At 64.0% G+C, this 21,114-nt stretch carries 16 protein-coding genes and 2 rRNA genes (1 of these 18 cut by a window edge); 6 read left to right on the plus strand and 12 right to left on the minus strand.

All coding sequences use genetic code 11. From position 1 onward, the window contains the following. Positions 1 to 386 precede the first annotated feature (386 nt). The 4 genes from RZV17_RS18155 to RZV17_RS18170 all read left to right on the plus strand — a co-directional run bounded on the left by RZV17_RS18155 (position 387) and on the right by RZV17_RS18170 (position 6,072). Positions 387 to 1,343 (plus strand): YihY/virulence factor BrkB family protein, encoded by a 957-nt coding sequence (locus RZV17_RS18155; RefSeq protein ID WP_104581268.1) that lies wholly within the window; start codon positions 387 to 389, stop codon positions 1,341 to 1,343. Positions 1,344 to 1,435: 92 nt separating this feature from the next. Then, entirely contained in the window at positions 1,436 to 3,184 is a 1,749-nt protein-coding gene (gene dnaG, locus RZV17_RS18160) for a DNA primase (RefSeq protein WP_355605478.1), read from the plus strand. Between the two features lie 152 nt (positions 3,185 to 3,336). Beyond that, positions 3,337 to 4,338 (plus strand): bile acid:sodium symporter family protein, encoded by a 1,002-nt coding sequence (locus RZV17_RS18165; RefSeq protein WP_355605481.1) that lies wholly within the window; start codon positions 3,337 to 3,339, stop codon positions 4,336 to 4,338. Positions 4,339 to 4,491: 153 nt separating this feature from the next. Further along, a complete protein-coding gene (locus RZV17_RS18170) occupies positions 4,492 to 6,072 on the plus strand; it encodes a thioredoxin family protein (RefSeq protein WP_355605484.1) in 1,581 nt (526 codons plus the stop codon). Between the two features lie 63 nt (positions 6,073 to 6,135). On the opposite strand, the gene cyoE is transcribed toward RZV17_RS18170, so the two are convergent. Genes cyoE through RZV17_RS18190 form a run of 4 tightly spaced genes read right to left on the minus strand, consistent with a single transcriptional unit; the run spans position 6,136 to position 9,532 of the window. After that, positions 6,136 to 7,032 carry a heme o synthase gene (cyoE, locus tag RZV17_RS18175; protein WP_104581265.1) on the minus strand — a complete coding sequence of 299 codons (897 nt, stop codon included), beginning with the start codon at positions 7,030 to 7,032 and terminating at the stop codon, positions 6,136 to 6,138. Between the two features lie 2 nt (positions 7,033 to 7,034). After that, on the minus strand, positions 7,035 to 8,198 hold the full coding sequence (locus tag RZV17_RS18180; protein ID WP_039408698.1) for a heme A synthase: 1,164 nt from the start codon (positions 8,196 to 8,198) through the stop codon (positions 7,035 to 7,037). A 5-nt stretch (positions 8,199 to 8,203) separates the two neighbouring features. Further along, positions 8,204 to 8,779 (minus strand): hypothetical protein, encoded by a 576-nt coding sequence (locus tag RZV17_RS18185; protein WP_123137690.1) that lies wholly within the window; start codon positions 8,777 to 8,779, stop codon positions 8,204 to 8,206. Between the two features lie 27 nt (positions 8,780 to 8,806). Then, positions 8,807 to 9,532: an SURF1 family protein gene (locus RZV17_RS18190; protein WP_123137689.1), complete on the minus strand. Its 726-nt coding sequence runs from the start codon at positions 9,530 to 9,532 to the stop codon at positions 8,807 to 8,809. 60 nt (positions 9,533 to 9,592) lie between these two features. Between RZV17_RS18190 and RZV17_RS18195 the strand changes: the two genes are divergently transcribed. After that, on the plus strand, positions 9,593 to 9,811 hold the full coding sequence (locus RZV17_RS18195) for a twin transmembrane helix small protein (protein WP_123137688.1): 219 nt from the start codon (positions 9,593 to 9,595) through the stop codon (positions 9,809 to 9,811). A gap of 114 nt (positions 9,812 to 9,925) precedes the next feature. Here RZV17_RS18195 and RZV17_RS18200 read toward each other — a convergent pair whose 3' ends face one another. Genes RZV17_RS18200 through RZV17_RS18225 form a run of 6 tightly spaced genes read right to left on the minus strand, consistent with a single transcriptional unit; the run spans position 9,926 to position 14,695 of the window. After that, entirely contained in the window at positions 9,926 to 10,801 is an 876-nt protein-coding gene (locus RZV17_RS18200; RefSeq protein ID WP_039408675.1) for a cytochrome c oxidase subunit 3, read from the minus strand. 36 nt (positions 10,802 to 10,837) lie between these two features. Further along, positions 10,838 to 11,446 carry a cytochrome c oxidase assembly protein gene (locus RZV17_RS18205; RefSeq protein WP_047694553.1) on the minus strand — a complete coding sequence of 203 codons (609 nt, stop codon included), beginning with the start codon at positions 11,444 to 11,446 and terminating at the stop codon, positions 10,838 to 10,840. Further along, the gene (locus RZV17_RS18210) at positions 11,443 to 11,616 is read right to left on the minus strand and encodes a hypothetical protein (RefSeq protein WP_355605493.1); all 174 of its coding nucleotides are present in this window, start codon (positions 11,614 to 11,616) and stop codon (positions 11,443 to 11,445) included. The genes RZV17_RS18205 and RZV17_RS18210 overlap by 4 nt, the downstream gene beginning before the upstream one ends. Continuing rightward, positions 11,597 to 13,201 (minus strand): cytochrome c oxidase subunit I, encoded by a 1,605-nt coding sequence (gene ctaD / locus RZV17_RS18215; protein ID WP_166744094.1) that lies wholly within the window; start codon positions 13,199 to 13,201, stop codon positions 11,597 to 11,599. The genes RZV17_RS18210 and ctaD overlap by 20 nt, the downstream gene beginning before the upstream one ends. Before the next feature lie 41 nt (positions 13,202 to 13,242). Further along, positions 13,243 to 14,202, minus strand: coding sequence for a cytochrome c oxidase subunit II (gene coxB, locus RZV17_RS18220; protein ID WP_166749460.1), 960 nt, complete (start codon positions 14,200 to 14,202; stop codon positions 13,243 to 13,245). 16 nt (positions 14,203 to 14,218) lie between these two features. Further along, entirely contained in the window at positions 14,219 to 14,695 is a 477-nt protein-coding gene (locus tag RZV17_RS18225; protein ID WP_166744093.1) for a DUF2244 domain-containing protein, read from the minus strand. 276 nt (positions 14,696 to 14,971) lie between these two features. Between RZV17_RS18225 and putA the strand changes: the two genes are divergently transcribed. Next, the gene (gene putA, locus RZV17_RS18230) at positions 14,972 to 18,172 is read left to right on the plus strand and encodes a bifunctional proline dehydrogenase/L-glutamate gamma-semialdehyde dehydrogenase PutA (protein ID WP_355605499.1); all 3,201 of its coding nucleotides are present in this window, start codon (positions 14,972 to 14,974) and stop codon (positions 18,170 to 18,172) included. 473 nt (positions 18,173 to 18,645) lie between these two features. Here the strand turns inward: putA and rrf are convergent. Together rrf and RZV17_RS18240 are read right to left on the minus strand one after the other, a co-directional pair. Further along, positions 18,646 to 18,760 (minus strand): 5S ribosomal RNA (gene rrf, locus RZV17_RS18235). A gap of 174 nt (positions 18,761 to 18,934) precedes the next feature. Beyond that, positions 18,935 to 21,114 (minus strand): 23S ribosomal RNA (locus RZV17_RS18240); it runs 701 nt beyond the window's last position.

Below are 21,114 nucleotides of genomic sequence, written 5' to 3' on the forward strand. Positions count from 1 at the left end.
CGCGCCGTTGTAGCTGAGTGCCGACCTGCGCGCAGTCCACCGGCAGGCGCAGCGCAGTGTTGCCCCGCGGCTGCGTGTAGCGTTGCGCGTAGATCGCGTGCAGATTCCCTCACGGCTCATCCAGAACCGCCCCATCGCGACAATGCAGGCGCAGTGCAGTGGATCGACGCTGCCGTCTGCGCGCGCCACAGCCGCGACGTGCAATAGGCAGGTTGCAGGCATGCTTGCGTACGCACACAGCAACACCACTGCCGGCGCTTTCACCAGACCTTCGATAGTGCCCTGTTAGAACGGGTCGCCAGCGCAGACGCGGGCGAGGCATGCCGCACCCGGGACTGCCTGACGACCTCTGTGCGCATGACCGTCTGCCTCAAGGACCCTCGCCGGTGACGAAGCTCTCGACCGAACACCTGCAGAAACATCTGGGCCGCCTGCAACGCAGTCTGCCGATGGCGCTGCTCAATCGCTTTCTCGAAATCGACGTGATGACGCAGGCCGCGTCGCTGTCGTTCTATGCCTTGTTGTCGCTGGCACCGCTGCTGGTGCTGCTGTTGTGGCTGACCGCATCGCTGTATCCGCCGGCGCAGGAAGCACTGGTGCAGCAGATCGCGCAACTGGCCGGCGGCAGCGCCGCCGAAGTGGCCGATACGGTGATCCGCAACGCCACCGATCAACCCGGGGTCGGATCGTTGGCGGGTCTGTGGAGCACGCTGTTGCTGTTCGTCGGTGCCACTGCGGTATTCGCACAGCTGCAGAACGCCCTGAACCTGATCTTCCGTACCGACAAGCAGCGCCTGGAAGGGCTCATGGCGTGGCTGAAGAAGCGCGTCTTTTCGTTCGGCGTGATCCTGGCGCTGGGCTTCCTGTTGATCGTGTCGATGATTGCGACCACCGCATTGCAGGTGGTGTTCGCGCGGCTGCCCTCGGTGCTGCCAGCAGTGGGGTATGTCACCACGCTGGCGCTGTACTCGCTGGCCTTTGCGTTCCTGTATCGCTACCTGCCCGATCGCACCGTGAACTGGCGACAGGCCTTTGTCGGTGGCGTCATCACGGCCTTGTTGTTTGCGCTGGGCCGCTATGCCATCGGCGTGTACATCGCCAAGGCCGCGCCCGGCAGCGCCTACGGGTCGATGGGCACGCTGGTGATCCTGCTGGTCTGGATGTACTACGCCTCGGTGGTGTTCTTCGTCGGCGCATTGCTGACCGCGGTGATCGACGAGCGCGTGCGCTCGCATCGCAAGCTGCGCGAGGCCGGGGTCGACCCGGAGCATCCGCCGCAGGTCATTGCAACGCCGGATGCCGTGGTGCCGCCGAACCCGCCACAGGCAGCGCCGCGCCCCTGAGACCGCGCCGCACGCTGCCTCACGCCTGACTGCTGCGCCACCGGTAGACCGCTGGCGCCAGCCGGTGCCAGCTGCTGGGATATCCTAGCGGGATGGCCCGCATCCCCGACGCATTCATCGACGAACTGCTCGCACGCACCGACATCGTCGAGGTGGTGGGCGGCCGGGTGCCGCTCAAGCGCCAGGGCAAGGAATACTCGGCGCGCTGCCCGTTCCATGACGAGCGCTCGGCGTCGTTCACGGTCTCGCCCACCAAGCAGTTCTACCACTGCTTCGGCTGCGGCGCGCACGGCACCGCCATTAGTTTTCTGATGAATTACGACCGCCTCGAGTTTCTCGATGCGGTCGACGAGCTGGCCAAGCGTGCCGGCATGGACATCCCGCGCGACACCCAGCAGCGCACGCCGCAACAGCAGGACGACAGCCGCGAGCTGTATTCGGCACTGGAAGCGGCCACCAAGTTCTTTCAGCGCCAGCTCGAAGGCAGCGACCGCGCCCGCGATTACCTGGACGGGCGCGGCGTGGATGCCGACAACCAGGCACGCTTCCAGATCGGCTACGCCCCCGACGGCTACAGCGCCTTGAAGGACACCCTGGGCACCGATGCGCGCCGCATGAGCGTGCTCGAACGCGCCGGGCTGTTTTCCAAGAACGATCGCGGCCACGTCTACGACAAGTTCCGGGACCGGGTGATGTTCCCGATCTTCGACCGCCGCGGCCGCGTGATCGCCTTCGGCGGCCGCATCATGGGCGCGCCGGCCGACGGCCGCGACCCGGGCCCGAAGTACCTCAACTCGCCGGAAACCGCACTATTCCACAAGGGCCGCGAGCTGTATGGCCTGTGGCAGGTGCGCCAGGCCAACCAGAAGATCGAACGGCTGATCGTGGTCGAGGGCTACATGGACGTGGTCTCGCTGTTCCAGTTCGGCGTCACCCAGGCGGTGGCCACGCTGGGCACCGCCACCACGCCCGAACATGCCGAGCTGCTGTTCCGCAACGCGCCGGATGTGTACTTCTGCTTCGACGGCGACAATGCCGGGCGCAAGGCCGGCTGGCGCGCGCTCGAATCGGTGCTGCCGCGCATGAAGGACGGCCGCCAGGCGTTTTTCCTGTTCCTGCCCGATGGCGAAGACCCGGACACCATCGTGCGCAAGGAAGGCGCGCAGGCCTTCGATCAGCGCCTGAAACAGGCCACCCCGCTGTCGCAGTTCTTCTTCGACGAGATGTCGCGCGAGATCAACCTGCACACGCTGGACGGCAAGGCACGCCTGGCCGAACGCGCACGTCCGATGCTGGCGCAGATCCCCGAAGGCGCATTCGGCGATCTGATGAAGCAGGAACTGGCGCGCATGACCGGCGTCGGCGCGAGCACCGCTGCGCAACAGTCCCCGGCCAAAGCGCGGCCACCCGCGCGTATGGCGGCCCCCACGCAGAAACGCAGCCTGGTGCGTGCATCGATCGCGATCCTGCTGCAACAACCGTCGCTGGCGATGAGCCTGGAAGGCGACCACGATTTTTCCGGCCTGCGCCTGCCCGGCATCGAGTTGTTGATGGAGCTGCTGGCGCTGGTGCGGCAACGCCCGGAAATCAGCACCGGAGCGCTGCTGGAGCATTTCACCGACCGCGACGAGCTGCCGGCCCTGCAGAAACTGGCCGCGCAGGAGCTGCCCGGCGACGAGCACAGCTGGGCGATCGAACTGCACGACGTCGTTGCCCAGCTCGACAAGCAATTGCTGCGTCAGCGGGTGGAAGAACTGCAGGCCAAACAGCGCGCGCAAGGCCTGGACCACACCGATAAATACGAAATGCGCGAGTTGCTCAAGGCGCTCGCCGCACTGTGATGTCGTGGCTGCCGGCGTCGTGGCAGGCGACGCAGGGCGCATCACTGCACTGGCGCGCGTAGACGATGGTGACGCGGCGGCACAGGCTGCGCCCGCACGCGTCGTAGAATGGCCAGCTCCAGGCGCGTGATCGCGCGACACCTCCCACCTCGATGAAGAAGCTGCTGGCGCGGTTGCGCATTGATCCCTTCACCCTCGCGCTGCTGTGCACGGTCACGCTCGCCTCGTTTTTACCGGTCTCGGGCACGGCCGCTGCGGTCATGGACGATGTCACCGATGGGGCCATCGCCGCGCTGTTCTTCCTGCATGGCGCGCGGTTGTCGCGCGAAGCGGTCAAGGCCGGCGCGCTGCACTGGCGGCTGCATCTGGTGATCCTGGCCTGCACGTTTGTGCTGTTTCCGTTATTGGGGCTGCTGTTCAAGCCGTTGGCGCATCTTGCGCTGACGCCGGAGCTGTACATCGGCGTGCTGTTCCTGTGCGCGTTGCCGTCCACGGTGCAATCGTCGATCGCCTTCACCTCGATGGCGCGCGGCAACGTGCCCGCCGCGGTCTGTGCGGCCTCGCTGTCCAGCCTGCTGGGCGTGTTCTTCACGCCCTTGTTGATGGGTGCGCTGGTCGGCAGCCAAGGGGCCATGGCGCATCCCGCCGAAGCCATCGGCAAGATCCTGCTGCAGTTGCTGGTGCCGTTTCTGGCCGGCCATTTCCTGCGCCCGTGGATCGGTGGCTGGGTCGAGCGGCATCGCGCCGTACTGCGCTACACCGATCAGGGCACCATCCTGCTGGTGGTCTACACCGCCTTCAGTGCATCGGTGAATGAAGGCCTGTGGCAGAAGACCCCGCTGCCGGCATTGCTCGCCGTCCTGGGCGCCGCCGCGCTGCTGCTGGCGGTGGCGATGCTATCGATCACCTTCATCGCACGGCGCCTGCGCTTCAACCGCGCGGACGAAATCGCCATCGTCTTCTGCGGCTCGAAAAAGAGCCTGGCCACCGGCGTGCCGATGGCCAAGGTGATGTTCGCCGGCGGCGGTCTGGGAGCCATCGTGCTGCCGATCATGCTCTACCACCAGTTGCAGCTGATCGTGTGCGCCTTCGTGGCCGCCCGCTATGCGCGTACCGCGCCGGACCCCGCGCAGGGCCAGGCCGGCCATCATTGAGGATGCTGGGCGCGGCCCACTGCGCATTGCATGACACCGGTTCGCCTGGCCGGCTGCTGCCGGTTGTCAGCACAGATACAACGGTTATGACGCCCACGCGCCAGCGTGCGCTAGCGTAGGCGATCGACATTTGCCAACCCCACGGTGACTGCCATGACGTTGTCGTTCCGACACCCTTCCCCGCGCGCGATCGCGCTGCTGGCAGCACTGGCGCTCCTGGCGGGATGCAACAAGCCCGCGCCCCCGGCGGCACCGGCGACAGCGCCCAAGGCAGCCACAACGCCTGTTCCCGCGTCCAGCATCGCCTGGCGCGAGGGCGACGTGGACGATGCCTTCGCCGAGGCCAAGGAGAGCGGCAAGCCGGTCCTGCTGTACTGGGGCGCAGCCTGGTGCCCGCCCTGCAACCGCCTCAAGGCCACCTTGTTCAAGGACCCGGCGTTCATAGCGCGTACCCAGCAGTTCGTTGCCGTGCACCTGGATGGCGATTCGGAAGGCGCGCAGGCCTGGGGCGAGCGTTTCGGCATCAAGGGCTATCCCACCATCATCGTGCTGCGCCCGGACCGCAGCGAGATCACCCGCCTGGCCGGCGACGCCGACACTGCCCGCCTGGTCGACGTATTGCGTGTGGCTGCACGCAGCACCAGCACCGCCAGACAGCTGCTGGACACCGCATTGCATGCGCCGCAGACCCTGACTCCAGACGACTGGTCAGTGCTCGGCAACTACGCCTGGGGCACCGACGACCGCCTGCTCAAGCGCGAGGAGGCAGCGGACGTGCTGACCCGGCTGTCCAAGGTGGCGCCACAGCCGGCGTTGCAGCGCAGCTTTGCGCTGGCGGCACTCACTGCCGCCAAGGACCCGCCCGCCCCCGCTCCGGGCTATCGCACGTTGCTCGAGTCGGTGCTGGCCGATCCGGCAGAGGTGCGCGCCAATCTCGGCACGCTGAACTACATGCCGGCACGCCTGGTCGCTGCCGCCAGCGCCGATGCCGGCGAACGCGCCACCCTGTCCGCCGCGGTGGTCAACGCCCTGGACAAGGCCTACGCCGACCCCACGCTGCCGGTCTCCGACAGGCTCGGCACCGCGTTCGCACGCATCCAGCTGGCCCGCCTGGCGCAGGGCCAGCCAACCGAGACCGAGCCCAAAGATCCGCCGCCGCTTCCGCAGGAGCTGGTCGATAGCGTTCGCCAGCGCGTGCAGTGGGCCAGCGAAACCGCCAGGACCGATGAAGAACGTCAGTCCACCATCAGCACGGCTGCGGCCCTGTTGAGCGAGGTGGGCGACCACAGCGACGCCGAGCAGCTGCTGCTGGCAGAGCTCTCGCGGACCCGGACGCCGTACTACTACATGCCCGAACTGGCAGATCTGGCCGAACACCGTGGCGACAAGAAGACCGCGCTGGCATGGCTCAGGAAGGCCTATGAGGGCGCGCAGGGCCCGGCCACCCGCGTGCAATGGGGCGTGCTGTATGTCGATGGCCTGATTCGACTCAGCCCGGACGACACGGCAGCCATCGAGACCGCCGCCACGCAGGTGATCGGCGAGCTGGCCGGGCAACCGGACGGCTACCGCCAACGGACCCGGCAACGGTTCGACACGCTCGCTGCTGCCCTGAAAGGCTGGAGCAAGCAGCATCGCCGGGACGGCAGCGCGGTCCTGGCCAGGTTGCAGAAGAAGATGCAGTCCAGCTGCGACAGCAAGAATGCTAGCGACTGCGCCGGCTGGCTGAGCTGAGAGCGGATGCCTGCAACAGCCTGCTGCCTGCCGCCGGCGGGCTGCAGGCCTGGCGCATGCCCTTTAGCGCACCCAGGGCAGCAGCAGGTGATCGACCATCAGAAACGCGAACAGCGCCATCAGGTAGACGATGGAATACCCGAACATCTTCATCGAAAACAGCTCGTCCGGTGGGTCCAGCATGCGCCACGCATACCAGAGGAACACCGCGTTGAGCACCACCGCCCCGCCGAGATAGAACACCCCGCTCATGCCCACCGCCACCGGCAGCAGGGTCACGATGGCCAGTAGCACCGTGTAGACCAGGATCTGCTTGCGCGTGTGCGGCACGCCGTGGGTCACCGGCAACATCGGAATCGCGGCCTTGGCGTAATCGGCGCGCCGGAAGATCGCCAGCGCCCAGAAATGCGGCGGCGTCCAGATGAAGATGATCAGCACCAGCAACGCGGAGTTGATCCAGTCGGCGCTGGTCGGCAGCCCGGTCACCGCCGCCCAGCCCAGCATCGGCGGCGTGGCACCCGCCAGCCCGCCGATCACGATGTTCTGCGAGGTCGCCCGCTTCAGGTAGACGGTGTAGATCACCGCGTAACCGATCATCGACGCAAAGGTCAGCACCGCAGTGATGACGTTCACCCACACCACCAGAATGGTCATGGAGATCACGATCAGCACGCCGGCAAAGACCAGCACCTGCCACGGCCGCACCTTGCCCACCACCAGCGGCCGCCACGAGGTGCGCGCCATCTGTGCATCGATCTTGGCATCGAGCAACTGGTTGATCGCCGCTGCCGCCGAGGCGGCAAGCCAGATGCCCAGGAAACCCAGCGTTCCGGCGCGCACTTGCGCCCAGGTGGGCAGGCCGGGAACGGCCAGGAACATGCCGACCAACGCGGTGAACACGATCAGTGCCACCACTTTCGGCTTGGTCAGATCCCAGTAATCGCGTGCACTGACAGCCATGCTCACTCCGGCGCGCGCAGCCGCGCCAGCAGCGACACCAGCACGAACAGCAAGGCCACCGCGCCGCCGTTATGCAGCACCGACACTTCCAGCGGCAGCGCCAGCTTGACGTTGAGCATGCCCAGCGTCACCTGCACGGCCACCAGCACCGCCAGCGCGCTGGCCCACACCCGCATGCCCGGCGAGCGCGACAGACGCCACGCCAGCCACCACAGGTACAGCGCGGTCGCAATCGCCCATAGCCGGTGCGCCATCTGGATGGCGATCCGCGCCGCGCCATCGAGCACGCCGCCTTCGTAATCCACGCCGATGCCGCGCCACAGCGTGAAGCCCTCGCGGAAGTCATGCGGTGGCCACCACTGGCTGACACAGCGCGGGAAGTTGTCGGCCGACCAGCTGCCGCCACCGCAGGCCAACGCCGCATAGTTGGCACTGACCCAGCCGCCCAGCGCGATCTGCAGGCCCAGCACTGCCACACCCAGGCGCAGCAGCCATTTCAAGCGCGACGCGTCGGCCAACGTGATCGGCAGGTGCGTTGCGCGCCACGCCATCCACACCAGCAGCGAAAACATCAGCATGCCGCCGAGCAGATGGCCCATCACCACGATGGGCTTGAGCAGCAAGGTCACCGTCCACATGCCCAGCAGCGCCTGGAAGATCACCACCGCCAGCGTCAGCACGGCCGCGCGCGCCAGATCGATATTGCTCCAGCGCAGGGCCGCCAGCAGCAGGATCGCCTCACCGGCAATCGCCACACCCATCGCCGGGATGTGCCAGCCGGACATGTACAACGGGATCGACAGCGCCACCAGCACCGCGGCCGAGACCACCTGGGCGATGCCCATGCGACGTCGGCGCGCGGCCAGCAGCGACAGCACCAGCACCTCCACACCCAGCGCACCGGCCAGGAAGCGGTGCACCTGCTCACGCCAGGCCTTGTGCGATTCCAGCGGGCGGATCTTGCTGGCCACGTGGGTGTTGGCTTCGTCGGTGGTCTGCGGCCAGGTGACGCGGCCGTAGCAGGTCGGCCAGTCCGGGCAACTCATGCCGGCATCGGACAGGCGCACGAACGACCCGAACAGGATCGTGCTCGCGGTGAACAACGCCGCCAGCCAGGCCATGCGGTGGAAGTGGCGGAACAACGCCGGTGGCGCAAACAGATTCATCGGGCTCACATCAGTTTCAGCAGCTTGACCAGATCCGCGCGCAAGCCCGCCGGGGCGAACCCGGGGGCGTAGCGCAGGATCACGAAGCCATTGGGGTCGATCACATACACCGGCACGCCGGCGGCATCGTTGGCGCGCGGCAGCGCTTGCCGCAAGTGCGCGTCGTCGCGCAGTACACGCAGGGCGGGCATCGGCGGCAGGCCAGCCGGTGGCGCGCCGATCCACAGCACCTCCACCTTGTCGGCGCGATGCCCGAGCAATTGCCACACCTTGTCCAGCTCGGCGGCCAGCGCCACGCAGCGCTGCGCACAATCTGCCGGCGGCGCAAGCGCAATCCGCCAGATGCGCTCGCCCGGCGCCCACAGGTACGGCCGCCCGTCCGCGCGCAACGGCGTCATCGCCCGCAGGTCGGCAGGCGGATGCAGCAGTTCGCCGTTGTTGCGCATCGCCGCTGGCTGCCAACCGGAGAAGCGCAGCACGCCGGCCAGCAACATCGAGCCGAAGAACAGCACTGCCAGCGCAATCAGCATCCTGCGGCCGCGTTTGACCGAGTGCGGCGTGGCCGATGTGGAAGAGGTCATGGCGGCGATTTTCTCATGCCGCAGGCGTCAGTGCCCGCGCAGACGGCGGCGTCGCGCACGCCATGTCAGCAGCGTGGCCGTGGCCAGCACGGCAGCTGCCAACCCGAACCATTGCACCGCGTAACCCAAGTGCCGCGCGGGTGGCAGCGTGTTTGGCAGCACATCCAGATCGCGCACGTAGCCCACCGGCAACGCCGGATCCAGGCGCAGGACCTGCGACGAAATGTCGCGCCTGCCCAACGCATCGCGCAGCGTCTGCGTATCCAGGCGCGTGGCCAGCCAGGTGTGCGCTGTCGCGGTGGGCGCCAGTGCAGGACCGATGGCCAGGCCCGCCGATGGCGGCGCGCTCAACAGACCCTGCACTGCCTGCACCCCCTCATATGCCGCGATGGGCGGCAACTGCCGATCGGCCGGCAGCGGCAGCCAGCCCAGATCGACCAACAGCGTGCTGGCGGTGCCCTCTACGGCGGCCAGCTGATAGACGCGCAGGCCGGCACGCCCCGCATGTAACTGGTTGTCCAGCAACACCTGCGCCGGCAAAAACCGCACCCGACCGCTTACCCAGCACAACCCGGGCTGAGCCTGCACGGCCTGGCGCAGGGTCAGCGGCCTTTCGCGTACATGCGCGGCACGTTCCAGCAGTGCTTCCTTGCCGTGCATGCGGTGCAGCTGCCACTGCCCGAGCGCTGCGAATCCGGCACTCAGCAGCAGCGCCAGCACCCACCCGATCGCGGCGGTGTGCTTGCGCGTCATGACAAGCGGCGCAAAAAGGCGTGCAATGCCCACACCACGCCGACGACTCCCGGGGCTGCTGTGAACGATTCGCTCAAGACGCTGCTGATTGTCGCCTTCCTGATCGTGATCCTGTGGAACCTGGGTGCCGGTCTCTACTACCTGTTGACCGACCGCGGCCAGACCAAGCGCACCGTCAACGCACTCACCTGGCGCATCGGCTTATCGGTCGCGTTGATCGCCATCGTGATCATCGGCATCTACACCGGCTGGATCAAGCCGCATGGACTAGGCCGCTAGCGCGGCCGGGAATGGGGAATCGGGAGTAGTGAATCGTAAAAGCAAAAGCGGGCTTGCTATTGCTATTGCTATTGCTATTGCGATTCCCGATTCCCGATTCCCGATTCCCGACTCTCAAAGTACATACACGAACAGGAACAGCGCCAGCCACACCACGTCGACGAAGTGCCAGTACCAGGCAGCCGCTTCGAATGCGAAATGGTTGTCGCGGCTGAAGTGTCCCTTGGCAGCGCGTAGCCACATCACCGCCAGCATGATCGTGCCGAGCAGCACGTGCATGCCGTGGAAGCCGGTGAGCATGAAGAAGGTCGAGCCGTAGATGCCCGATCCCAGCGTGAGATTGAGTTCGGTATAAGCGTGGATGTATTCCTCGGCCTGCAGGAACAGGAACACGCAGCCCAGCAGCACGGTCAGGCCCAGCCACAGCAACAGCGCCCCACGCCGCCCACCCTTGAGTGCGTGATGGGCGATGGTCAAGGTCACGCCGGAGCTCAGCAGGATCAGTGTATTGATCAGCGGCAGGCCCCAGGCGGGAATGGTCTGGAATTGCCCGCCGATCGTACCCGGGCCATTGGTCGGCCACGCAGCGGAGTAGCCGTTCCACAACAGCTCATTGGTCATCACGCCATCGCCTTCGCCACCCAACCAGGGCAGCGTCAGCACGCGTGTGTAGAACAAGGCGCCGAAGAAGGCGCCAAAGAACATCACCTCGGAAAAAATGAACCACACCATCCCCATGCGGAACGAGCCGTCCACCTGGCGGTTGTAATTGCCGGCGTTGGACTCGCGAATGACATCGCCAAACCACATGAACAAGGTTGCCAGCAACATCGCCATGCCGGCGAAAAAGGTCCAGCGCCCCCAGGCCGCATCGTTGAGCCAGCTGGCCACGCCAATCATCATCACGAACATCGCAATCGAGCCGACAAAGGGCCATTTGCTTTGCGTCGGGACGAAATACGCATCGGCGTTGGGACTGTGATCGGCCATGGCGTTGCTTCCGTGTCGTGGAGCGGTGGATGAAGGTTACGGCGCCGCGCGCGGCGCGCCGGATGCACCGCCGCCCGGCAATTGCGAAGTCAGCGCGTCGTTGCGGTAGAACGTGTACGACAAGGTGATCGTGGTGACTTCCGGCGGCAACGCAGGGTCGACGATGAACCGCAGCGGCATGTCGCGCGTTTCACCGGCCTGCAGGGTTTGCGCGGTAAAGCAGAAACATTCGGTTTTGTTGAAATACCCGGACGCACGCGCAGGCGCCACCGATGGCACCGCGCTGCCGACCACCGCCCGCTTGCTGTCATTGCGCGCGAAATACAACGCCTCGTTGAGTTCGCCGGGCACCACATCCATCGTCATCTGCTCGGGATGGAAGGTCCACGGCAACTTCGAGTTGACCCCCGCATCGAACTCCACGCGCACCGTGCGCCTGCCCGGCACCGCGACTGCACCACCTGCGCCAGCAGCACTCGCGCGTGTACTGCCCGGCGCACGCTCCATGCGAATCCCGAACACCTTCTCGCAGGCGATGCGGTACAGCGGCACCAACGAAAAGGTCAGCACGAACACGCCCAACACCACGCCCAGCAGCTTGAACAAGCCCGCTGTTGGCACAGGTGCTGGCGCGCGCGCATTCATCGCCCGATGACTCCCGACGCGATGAAGCCCGCATAGATCAGCAACGCGATGATCCCCACCGTGATGGCAGTGCGGCGCACGGCACGGCGTTGCTGCGCCTGCCATTCGGCAGCCGACAGCAGGCGCGTCACCGCCGGCTCCGATGCAGACTCAGTGGCCGATGTCTTCATGCGCAAGATCTCCAGGCTTGATCACCGGCGGCACGGTGAAGGTATGCGCCGGCGCCGGCGATGGCACCGTCCATTCCAGCCCCTTGGCACCTTCCCACGCACGCGCATCGGCGCGGGTACCACTGCGCAACGAAGCGAATAAGATCGCCGCCATCAGGAACGGGGTGGCGAACATGCCGAACGCACCGATCGAGCTGACCAGGTTCCAGTCGGCAAACACCACGTTGTAATCGGGAATACGCCGCGGCATGCCGGCCAGGCCCAGGAAGTGCTGCGGGAAGAACAGCAGGTTGACGAAAATCATCGTCCACCAGAAATGCACCTTGGCCCAGGTCTCGTTGTACATCCGGCCGGTCCATTTCGGCCACCAGTAGTACACCGCCGCGATCAACGCGAACACCGCGCCGGTCACCAGCACGTAGTGGAAATGCGCGACCACGAAATAGGTGTCGTGATACTGGAAGTCAGCCGGCACGATTGCCAGCATCAAACCGGAGAACCCACCGATACTGAAGAGGATCACGAACGCCACCGCCCACAGCATCGGCGATTCGAACGTCAGCGAGCCCTTCCACATCGTGCTGACCCAGTTGAACACCTTCACTCCGGTCGGAATGGAGATCAGCATGGTGGCGAACATGAAATAGATCTCGCCGCCCAGCGGCATGCCCACCGTGAACATGTGGTGCGCCCACACGATGAAGCTCAGGAACGCGATCGCCGCAATCGCATACACCATGGCCTGGTACCCGAACAGCGGCTTGCGGCTGAAGGTGGGGATGATTTCGCTGACCACGCCGAACGCCGGCAGGATCATGATGTAGACCTCCGGGTGCCCGAAGAACCAGAAGATGTGCTGGTACATCACCGGGTCGCCGCCGCCGGCCGCGTTGAAGAAACTGGTGCCGAAGAACTTGTCGGTCAGCAACATGGTCACAGCACCGGCGAGTACAGGCATCACCGCAATCAGCAGGAAGGCGGTGATCAGCCAGGCCCAGCAGAAGATCGGCATCTTCAGCAGATCGATACCCGGCGCACGCATGTTGAGCACGGTGGCGATGATGTTGATCGCGCCCATGATCGAACTGACGCCGGCCACGTGGATCGCAAACACGCTGAAGGCCACGTTGTAGCCGCCCTGCAGCGACAGCGGCGGATACAAGGTCCAGCCACCGGCTGGCGCACCACCCGGCAAAAACAGCGTCAGCAACAGCAGGGTAAAGGCGACGGGCAGCAGCCAGAACGACCAGTTGTTCATGCGCGGCAGCGCCATGTCCGGCGCGCCGATCTGCAGCGGGATCATCCAGTTGGCCAGACCGACGAACGCCGGCATCACGCCGCCGAAGATCATCACCAACGCATGCACGGTGGTCATCTGGTTGAAGAATTCCGGCTTGACGAACTGCAAGCCGGGCTGCATCAGTTCGGCGCGGATCACCACGCTCATCGCCGCGCCGATGATGAACATCACGAAGGAGAACAGCAGGTACAGCGTGCCGATGTCCTTGTGATTGGTCGAAAAGAACCAGCGCTCGACGAAGCCGGGCTGGTGGTGTCCGTGGTGATCGACTGCGGTATGCGCCATGACGGAACGACCTCTACGAAGCGGTGCGGTTGCGAGCGGTGTTAGAGAGCGGCGGTCGGTGCGGTAGGTTGCGCTGCCGGCGCCGCGGCAGGCGCGGCTTCACCAGCAGGTGCGGCCGCTGGTGCAGCGGGTGTCGGGGCGCCCGCGGGCACGGGCGCTGCCGCGGGTGCGGTACCGGCAGCGCGGCGCGCCGCCAGCCAACGCTGGAATTCGGCCTTGGGCAACGCCTCGACCACGATGGGCATGAAGCCATGATCCTTGCCGCACAATTCGGCGCACTGGCCGCGATACACGCCCGGTTGCTCGATATTGGTCCAAGCCTCGTTGACGATGCCCGGGATCGCATCCTGCTTCCAGCCAAGCGCCGGCACCCACCAGGCATGAATCACGTCGTCGGCGGTGATGACAAAGCGGATCTTGGTGCTGACCGGCAGCACCAGCCGATTGTCGACATCCAGCAGGTAGTGCGGCTGCGAAGCGACTGTGGGCCGCTCGCCGCTCTGGCGGATGCGGTCCGACTCACGCGCCAGGCGGCTGGTGAATTCCACCCCCTGGCCCAGATATTCGTACTTCCACATCCACTGGTAACCGGTCACCTTGACGGTCATTTCCGATTCGCGGGTGTCGTACATCGCGATCAACTTGGCGGTCGCCGGCCACGCCATCGCAATCAGCACCAGCACCGGAATTACGGTCCACAATACTTCGGCCTGCGTGTTGTGACTGAACTGCGCAGCGACGGCCCCCTTGGACTTGCGGAACTTGAACATCGCATAGCCCATCGCCGCGAACACCAGCGCGCCGATCACCACGCACACCCACAGCGCCACCATGTGCGCCTCGTAGGCCATGCGCGCAGTCTGGGTGACGCCGCGCCCCATATTGAGCTGCCACTCCTTTGGATCGGCCGACTGCGCCCACACGGCGGGTGCGCACGACAGCGCCGCCATCGCCAGGCCAAAGCGTGAATACGTCGACTTCCAGCTGCTGCGTTGCGTCATTGCCTAGACCCTTACGTCATCGGTGACGGCCATTGGCGGCCGCGAGCAAGCGTTTCAGCGTATCTGCCAGTTCCACACGTTCGGCCGGCCCGAGAAAACTTCCGATCTCGATCTGCCTGCCGCTGCTCACCAGCAGCACCCTGTCGTCGCGCTCCATGCATAGCCGCACCCAGTGCGGATGTGCCTGAAACGCTGGTGGCGCCTGTCCGGACGAAAACACCTCAACGGCGGTCTCCCCCACCCGGATCGCTTCTTCGCGCTCGCCACTTCGCCACAACTGACGTAGCGCCAGCGCCACCACACCACTGTGCAACAGGGCGAATACCGGCGCGAATGCATTGCCGGTCCACCACCCCAGGCCCGCAAACAACCACATCGTTCCTGCCAGCACCGCAAACAACATCACGAATTGCCTGGCCGACAGCGCCCGCGGAGGCCGCAACCGCAATTGCGTCCCGACCCCTTCGGACATCAACGGCAGTACTTCGATCATGGCAACACGCAGCGGACTGCGGGAACAGCCCGATGGTAGACCCGCGCGAACGCATGCGGCAAGTATTTCCGGCGATCAAGAATTTGCTGCAGTGCAGCTAAAAAGACGCGTAAATCAATCACTTCCGAAAACCCACGACGGCACAACCCAACGACGGGGCCTGCGGTCACAGCCAGTGGCGACCTGCACAAAACGGCGGGAAAGCTGCCGCTTCCACACAAGTGCGCACGCACCCTCGCTCTCTAGAATGGGCATGGATCTCCAGGCATCTTTCGCATGAACGCTCAGCTCGACCCGCTTGCCTCCGCCGCCGTTCCACATCCGCTGCTCGCCCCCGAATTGCCGGCCGCATCCGGCGCCTTGCGCGCCGCCATCACCGCTGCCTGGCTCAAGGACGAGGCCGAACACGTCCGCGAACTGCTCGACCAGGCGCGCCTGCCCGCCGCCGAGCAGGCCAAGGTGCAGGCGCTGGCCGCCGATCTGGTCACCCGCGTGCGTGCACGTGCGCAGGACCAGGGCGCGATCGAAGCCTTCATGCGGCAGTACGATCTCGGCAGCGAGGAAGGCGTGCTGCTCATGTGCGTCGCCGAAGCGCTGCTGCGCATTCCGGACCAGGAGACCGCAGACAAGCTGATCCGCGACAAGCTCGGCGATGCGGACTGGAAAAAGCACATGGGCGGCAGCGATTCGGTGCTGGTCAATGCTTCGACCTGGGGACTGATGCTGACCGGCAGGCTGGTGCAGCTCAACGACCTCACCCGCGCCGATGTGCCCGGCGCCTTCAAGCGCTTGATCGGCCGCGTCGGCGAGCCGGTGATCCGCCTGGCAGTGCGTCAGGCAATGAAGATCATGGGCCACCAGTTCGTCATGGGCCGCACCATCGGCGAGGCGCTGTCGCGTTCGCGCAAGGGCGACAACGCCGACTACCGCTATTCGTTCGACATGCTCGGCGAAGGCGCGCTCACCATGAAGGATGCACAGCGCTATCTGCAGGCATATCGCGATGCCATCCATGCGATCGGCCGCAGCGGCAGCTTTGTCGGCACCGATGTGTTCGCTGCACCCAGCATCTCGATCAAGCTTTCCGCGCTCTACCCGCGCTACGAACACGCCAAGCGCGCGCGCGTCATGGCCGAACTGGTGCCCGGCGTGCTGGAACTCGCGCAGCTGGCCAAGTCCTACGGTATCGGCTACACCGTCGACGCCGAAGAGGCCGACCGTCTGGAGCTGTCGCTGGACATCATCGAAGCCACCTTCTCCGACCCGTCGCTGGAGGGTTGGGAAGGGTATGGCCTGGCGGTGCAGGCGTATCAGAAACGCACGCCGTACACGATCGATTTCCTGGCCGACCTGGCGCGTCGCGTTGGCCGCCGCATCCCGGTACGGCTGGTCAAGGGCGCGTACTGGGATGCGGAGATCAAGCGCGCCCAGATCGAAGGCCATTCTGGCTACCCGGTGTTTACCCGCAAGCAGAACACCGACGTGTCCTACCTGGCCTGCGCACGTCGCATGTTTGCGCACAGCGACGCGCTGTACCCGATGTTCGCCACGCACAACGCGCAGACGATTGCCGCCGTGCGCGCCATTTCCGCCGGCAAGACCTACGAGCACCAGAAGCTGCACGGCATGGGCGATGACCTGTATGCCGAAGTGATCCCGGCCGATCGCCTGGGGCTGCCGTGCCGTGTGTACGCGCCGGTCGGCTCGCACGAGGATCTGCTGCCTTACCTGGTCCGTCGCCTGCTCGAGAACGGCGCGAACTCCAGCTTCGTCAATCGTATTACCGATGAGGACGTTGCCATCGAAGACCTGATCCGCGATCCGGTCGAGGCTGTCGCGTCGTTCGCATCCATCCCGCATCCAAAGATCCCGCTGCCGACCGATCTGTTGCGCAGCCAGAACCAGAACAGGAAAAACTCCATGGGCGCCAACCTCGCCAACGACAACGATCTGCGGCAGCTGGCCGAGCAACTCAACGCCGCAATCAAGCCATGGACAGCCGCACCGCTGGTTCCAGGTGCGGTAATCAGCACGCCGCGCGAAGCCGTGCTCAATCCTGCAGATCGCCGCGAGACGGTGGGTCACTGGCAGCCAGCCGATGCGGCCACGGTCCAGAAGGCACTCGCTGCGGCCGCGGCTGCACAACCTGGGTGGAACCGCACGCCCGCGGCCAGCCGCGCCACCATCCTGGAGCACGCCGCCGACCTGCTGGAAGCGCGCATGCCCGAGTTCATGGCCATCTGCGTCAAGGAAGCGGGCAAGACCCTCCCTGATGCCGTGGCCGAAGTGCGCGAGGCGGTCGACTTCTTGCGTTACTACGCCGGCCAGGCGCGCGCGCAATTCGGCGCGCCCGAACGCCTGCCCGGACCGACCGGCGAATCCAACGAGCTGCAATTGCATGGCCGTGGCGTCTTCGTCTGCATCAGTCCCTGGAATTTCCCGCTCGCGATCTTCCTTGGTCAGGTGGCCGCCGCCTTGGCGGCCGGCAACAGCGTGATCGCCAAGCCCGCCGAACAGACCAATCTCATCGGCTATGCGGCAGTCAAGTTGCTGCACGACGCTGGCGTCCCGGAAGCCGCAGTGCAGTTCCTGCCTGGAGATGGCGCCACCGTCGGTGCAGCCTTGACCAACGACCCCCGGGTAGCTGGCGTGGCATTCACCGGCTCCACCGAGACCGCGCGCATCATCAATCGCACCCTGGCCGCGCGCGATGCGGCTATCGGCGTGTTGATTGCCGAGACCGGCGGGCAGAACGCCTTTATTGCCGATTCCTCCTCGCTGCCCGAAGCCGTCGTGAAAGACGCCATTTCCAGCGCGTTCATCTCAGCCGGACAGCGTTGCTCGGCCGCACGCGTCCTGTTCGTCCAGGACGACATCGCTGACAAGGTCATGACCATGCTGGCCGGTGCCATGGGCGAGCTGAAGATCGGCGACCCCGGCCTGCTCTCAACCGACGTTGGACCGGTGATCGACGCCGATGCGCTCAAGATCCTCGACGATCACGCGGCACGCATGGACCGTGAGGCGCGCCTGATCGGAAGTACCAAGCTGGATGACGCTACCGCCCACGGCAGCTTCTTCGCCCCGCGCGCCTACGAGCTGGGCTCGCTGGCCCAGCTGCAGCGCGAGATTTTCGGGCCGGTCTTGCATGTCATCCGATGGAAGGCCGGCCAACTCGATGCTGTCATCGATCAGATCAACGCGACAGGCTACGGCCTGACCCTGGGCGTGCATTCGCGCATTGATGAGACCATCGAGCGCATCACCTCGCGGGTTGCAGTCGGCAACGTCTATGTCAACCGCAACCAGATCGGCGCCGTCGTCGGCGTCCAGCCGTTCGGTGGCCAAGGCTTGTCCGGTACCGGCCCCAAGGCCGGCGGCCCGCATTACCTGCTGCGCTTTGCAACCGAAAAGGTCGTCACCGTGAATACCACCGCAGCAGGTGGCAATGCATCGTTACTGACCCTGGGCGATTGATCAAAAAAACCGCACACAAAAAACCCCGCACCAGGCGGGGTTTTTTGTGTGCGCGTAGCGGTGTGGACTCAGAGTGACTGACCAAAACCCACTCCCGCCGTCGAACAAGGGCAGATCCATGCACACTCCTGCCGATACGTGGCGCTGGGTCGCCATACGACACGGCGGTATACGGAGCGGACCGCATTGGGTGATGCATCGAGTGCATCGCTTGTGTCGCAACGGTAGCTACTTGCGCCGAAATGCAGCCAGCAAGGGAAAAGGAATAACTCGGCTGCCGCCCACTCCTTGCCAGAGAAGGTAACAGTGATCAGACCCGTGTGCTGGCACCAACTGCAAGCCATTCAGCGCTGAGATTCTCCGCTCACGACCTCCATCGATGCCCAATGTGCGCTGTAAACCGAAGCCCTAGCCCAAACATCGGGGCAAAAAGAAACCCTCAGTCCTGATGGACTGAGGGTTTCGGGTAAAGCCCCTGGCGATGACCTACTCTCGCATGGCTTGAGCCACACTACCATCGGCGCAGCTGCGTTTCACTTCCGAGTTCGGGATGGGATCGGGTGGTTCCACAGCGCTAATTTCACCAGGGAGACGGTTGGAGCGTCGCCAGTGTTTGCTTCTCTTCAAAAGTCTGCACATGGATGTGCAGGCTCTTGCGAAGGGAAGCGCGTACGGCGCCCAGTCTCGCATAGTTAACTTGTGACGTAGCTTGCATTTGATGATCTACCAACGTTCGTTGGGACCAAGGCAACTTGAGGTTATATGGTCAAGCCGCACGGATCATTAGTATCAGTTAGCTCAATACATTGCTGTACTTACACACCTGACCTATCAACCACGTAGTCTACATGGTTCCTTCAGGGGGCTTGTGCCCCGGGAAGTCTCATCTTGAGGCGCGCTTCCCGCTTAGATGCTTTCAGCGGTTATCGCTTCCGAACATAGCTACCCGGCAATGCCACTGGCGTGACAACCGGAACACCAGAGGTTCGTCCACTCCGGTCCTCTCGTACTAGGAGCAGCCCCTCTCAAACTTCCAACGCCCATGGCAGATAGGGACCGAACTGTCTCACGACGTTCTGAACCCAGCTCGCGTACCACTTTAAATGGCGAACAGCCATACCCTTGGGACCGACTACAGCCCCAGGATGTGATGAGCCGACATCGAGGTGCCAAACACCGCCGTCGATATGAACTCTTGGGCGGTATCAGCCTGTTATCCCCGGAGTACCTTTTATCCGTTGAGCGATGGCCCTTCCATACAGAACCACCGGATCACTAAGACCTACTTTCGTACCTGCTTGATCCGTCGATCTTGCAGTCAAGCACGCTTATGCCTTTGCACACAGTGCGCGATGTCCGACCGCGCTGAGCGTACCTTCGTGCTCCTCCGTTACTCTTTAGGAGGAGACCGCCCCAGTCAAACTACCCACCATACACGGTCCCTGATCCGGATAACGGACCTAGGTTAGAACGTCAAGCACGACAGGGTGGTATTTCAAGGATGGCTCCACTGCAGCTAGCGCCACAGTTTCATAGCCTCCCACCTATCCTACACAGACGAACTCAACGTTCAGTGTAAAGCTATAGTAAAGGTTCACGGGGTCTTTCCGTCTTGCCACGGGAACGCTGCATCTTCACAGCGATTTCAATTTCACTGAGTCTCGGGTGGAGACAGCGCCGCTGTCGTTACGCCATTCGTGCAGGTCGGAACTTACCCGACAAGGAATTTCGCTACCTTAGGACCGTTATAGTTACGGCCGCCGTTTACTGGGGCTTCGATCAAGAGCTTCGCCTTGCGGCTGACCCCATCAATTAACCTTCCAGCACCGGGCAGGCGTCACACCCTATACGTCCACTTTCGTGTTTGCAGAGTGCTGTGTTTTTGATAAACAGTCGCAGCGGCCTGGTTTCTGCGACCCTCTTCAGCTATAGCTCGCATGAGCCACCAAAAAGGGTGCACCTTCTCCCGAAGTTACGGTGCCATGTTGCCTAGTTCCTTCACCCGAGTTCTCTCAAGCGCCTGAGAATTCTCATCCTACCCACCTGTGTCGGTTTACGGTACGGTCTTCGTGAGCTGAAGCTTAGGAGCTTTTCCTGGAAGCGTGGTATCAGTGACTTCGCCATAAAGGCTCGTCTCGGTGCTCGGTCTTAAAGAATCCCGGATTTGCCAAAGATTCAAACCTACCGCCTTTCCCCGGGACAACCAACGCCCGGTACACCTAACCTTCTCCGTCCCTCCATCGCACTCACGCGAGGTGCAGGAATATTAACCTGCTTCCCATCGACTACGGCTTTCGCCCTCGCCTTAGGGACCGACTAACCCTGCGTCGATTAACGTTGCGCAAGGAAACCTTGGGCTTTCGGCGTGCGGGCTTTTCACCCGCATTATCGTTACTCATGTCAGCATTCGCACTTCCGATACCTCCAGCAGACTTCTCAATCCACCTTCGCAGGCTTACGGAACGCTCCTCTACCGCGCATAAAACAAGTTTTATGCACCCCAAGCTTCGGTTCACTGCTTAGCCCCGTTAAATCTTCCGCGCAGACCGACTCGACCAGTGAGCTATTACGCTTTCTTTAAAGGGTGGCTGCTTCTAAGCCAACCTCCTGGCTGTCTATGCCTTTCCACATCGTTTTCCACTTAGCAGTGAATTTGGGACCTTAGCTGTGGGTCTGGGTTGTTTCCCTTTTCACGACGGACGTTAGCACCCGCCGTGTGTCTCCCATACAGCCCGTCTCGGTATTCGGAGTTTGCAATGGTTTGGTAAGTCGCGATGACCCCCTAGCCATAACAGTGCTCTACCCCCGAGAGGATACATATGAGGCGCTACCTAAATAGCTTTCGAGGAGAACCAGCTATCTCCGGGTTCGATTAGCTTTTCACTCCTAATCACAGCTCATCCCCGTCTTTTGCAACAGACGTGGGTTCGGGCCTCCAGTAC

Source organism: Xanthomonas cannabis, from assembly GCF_040616535.1.
GTDB lineage: Bacteria > Pseudomonadota > Gammaproteobacteria > Xanthomonadales > Xanthomonadaceae > Xanthomonas > Xanthomonas cannabis.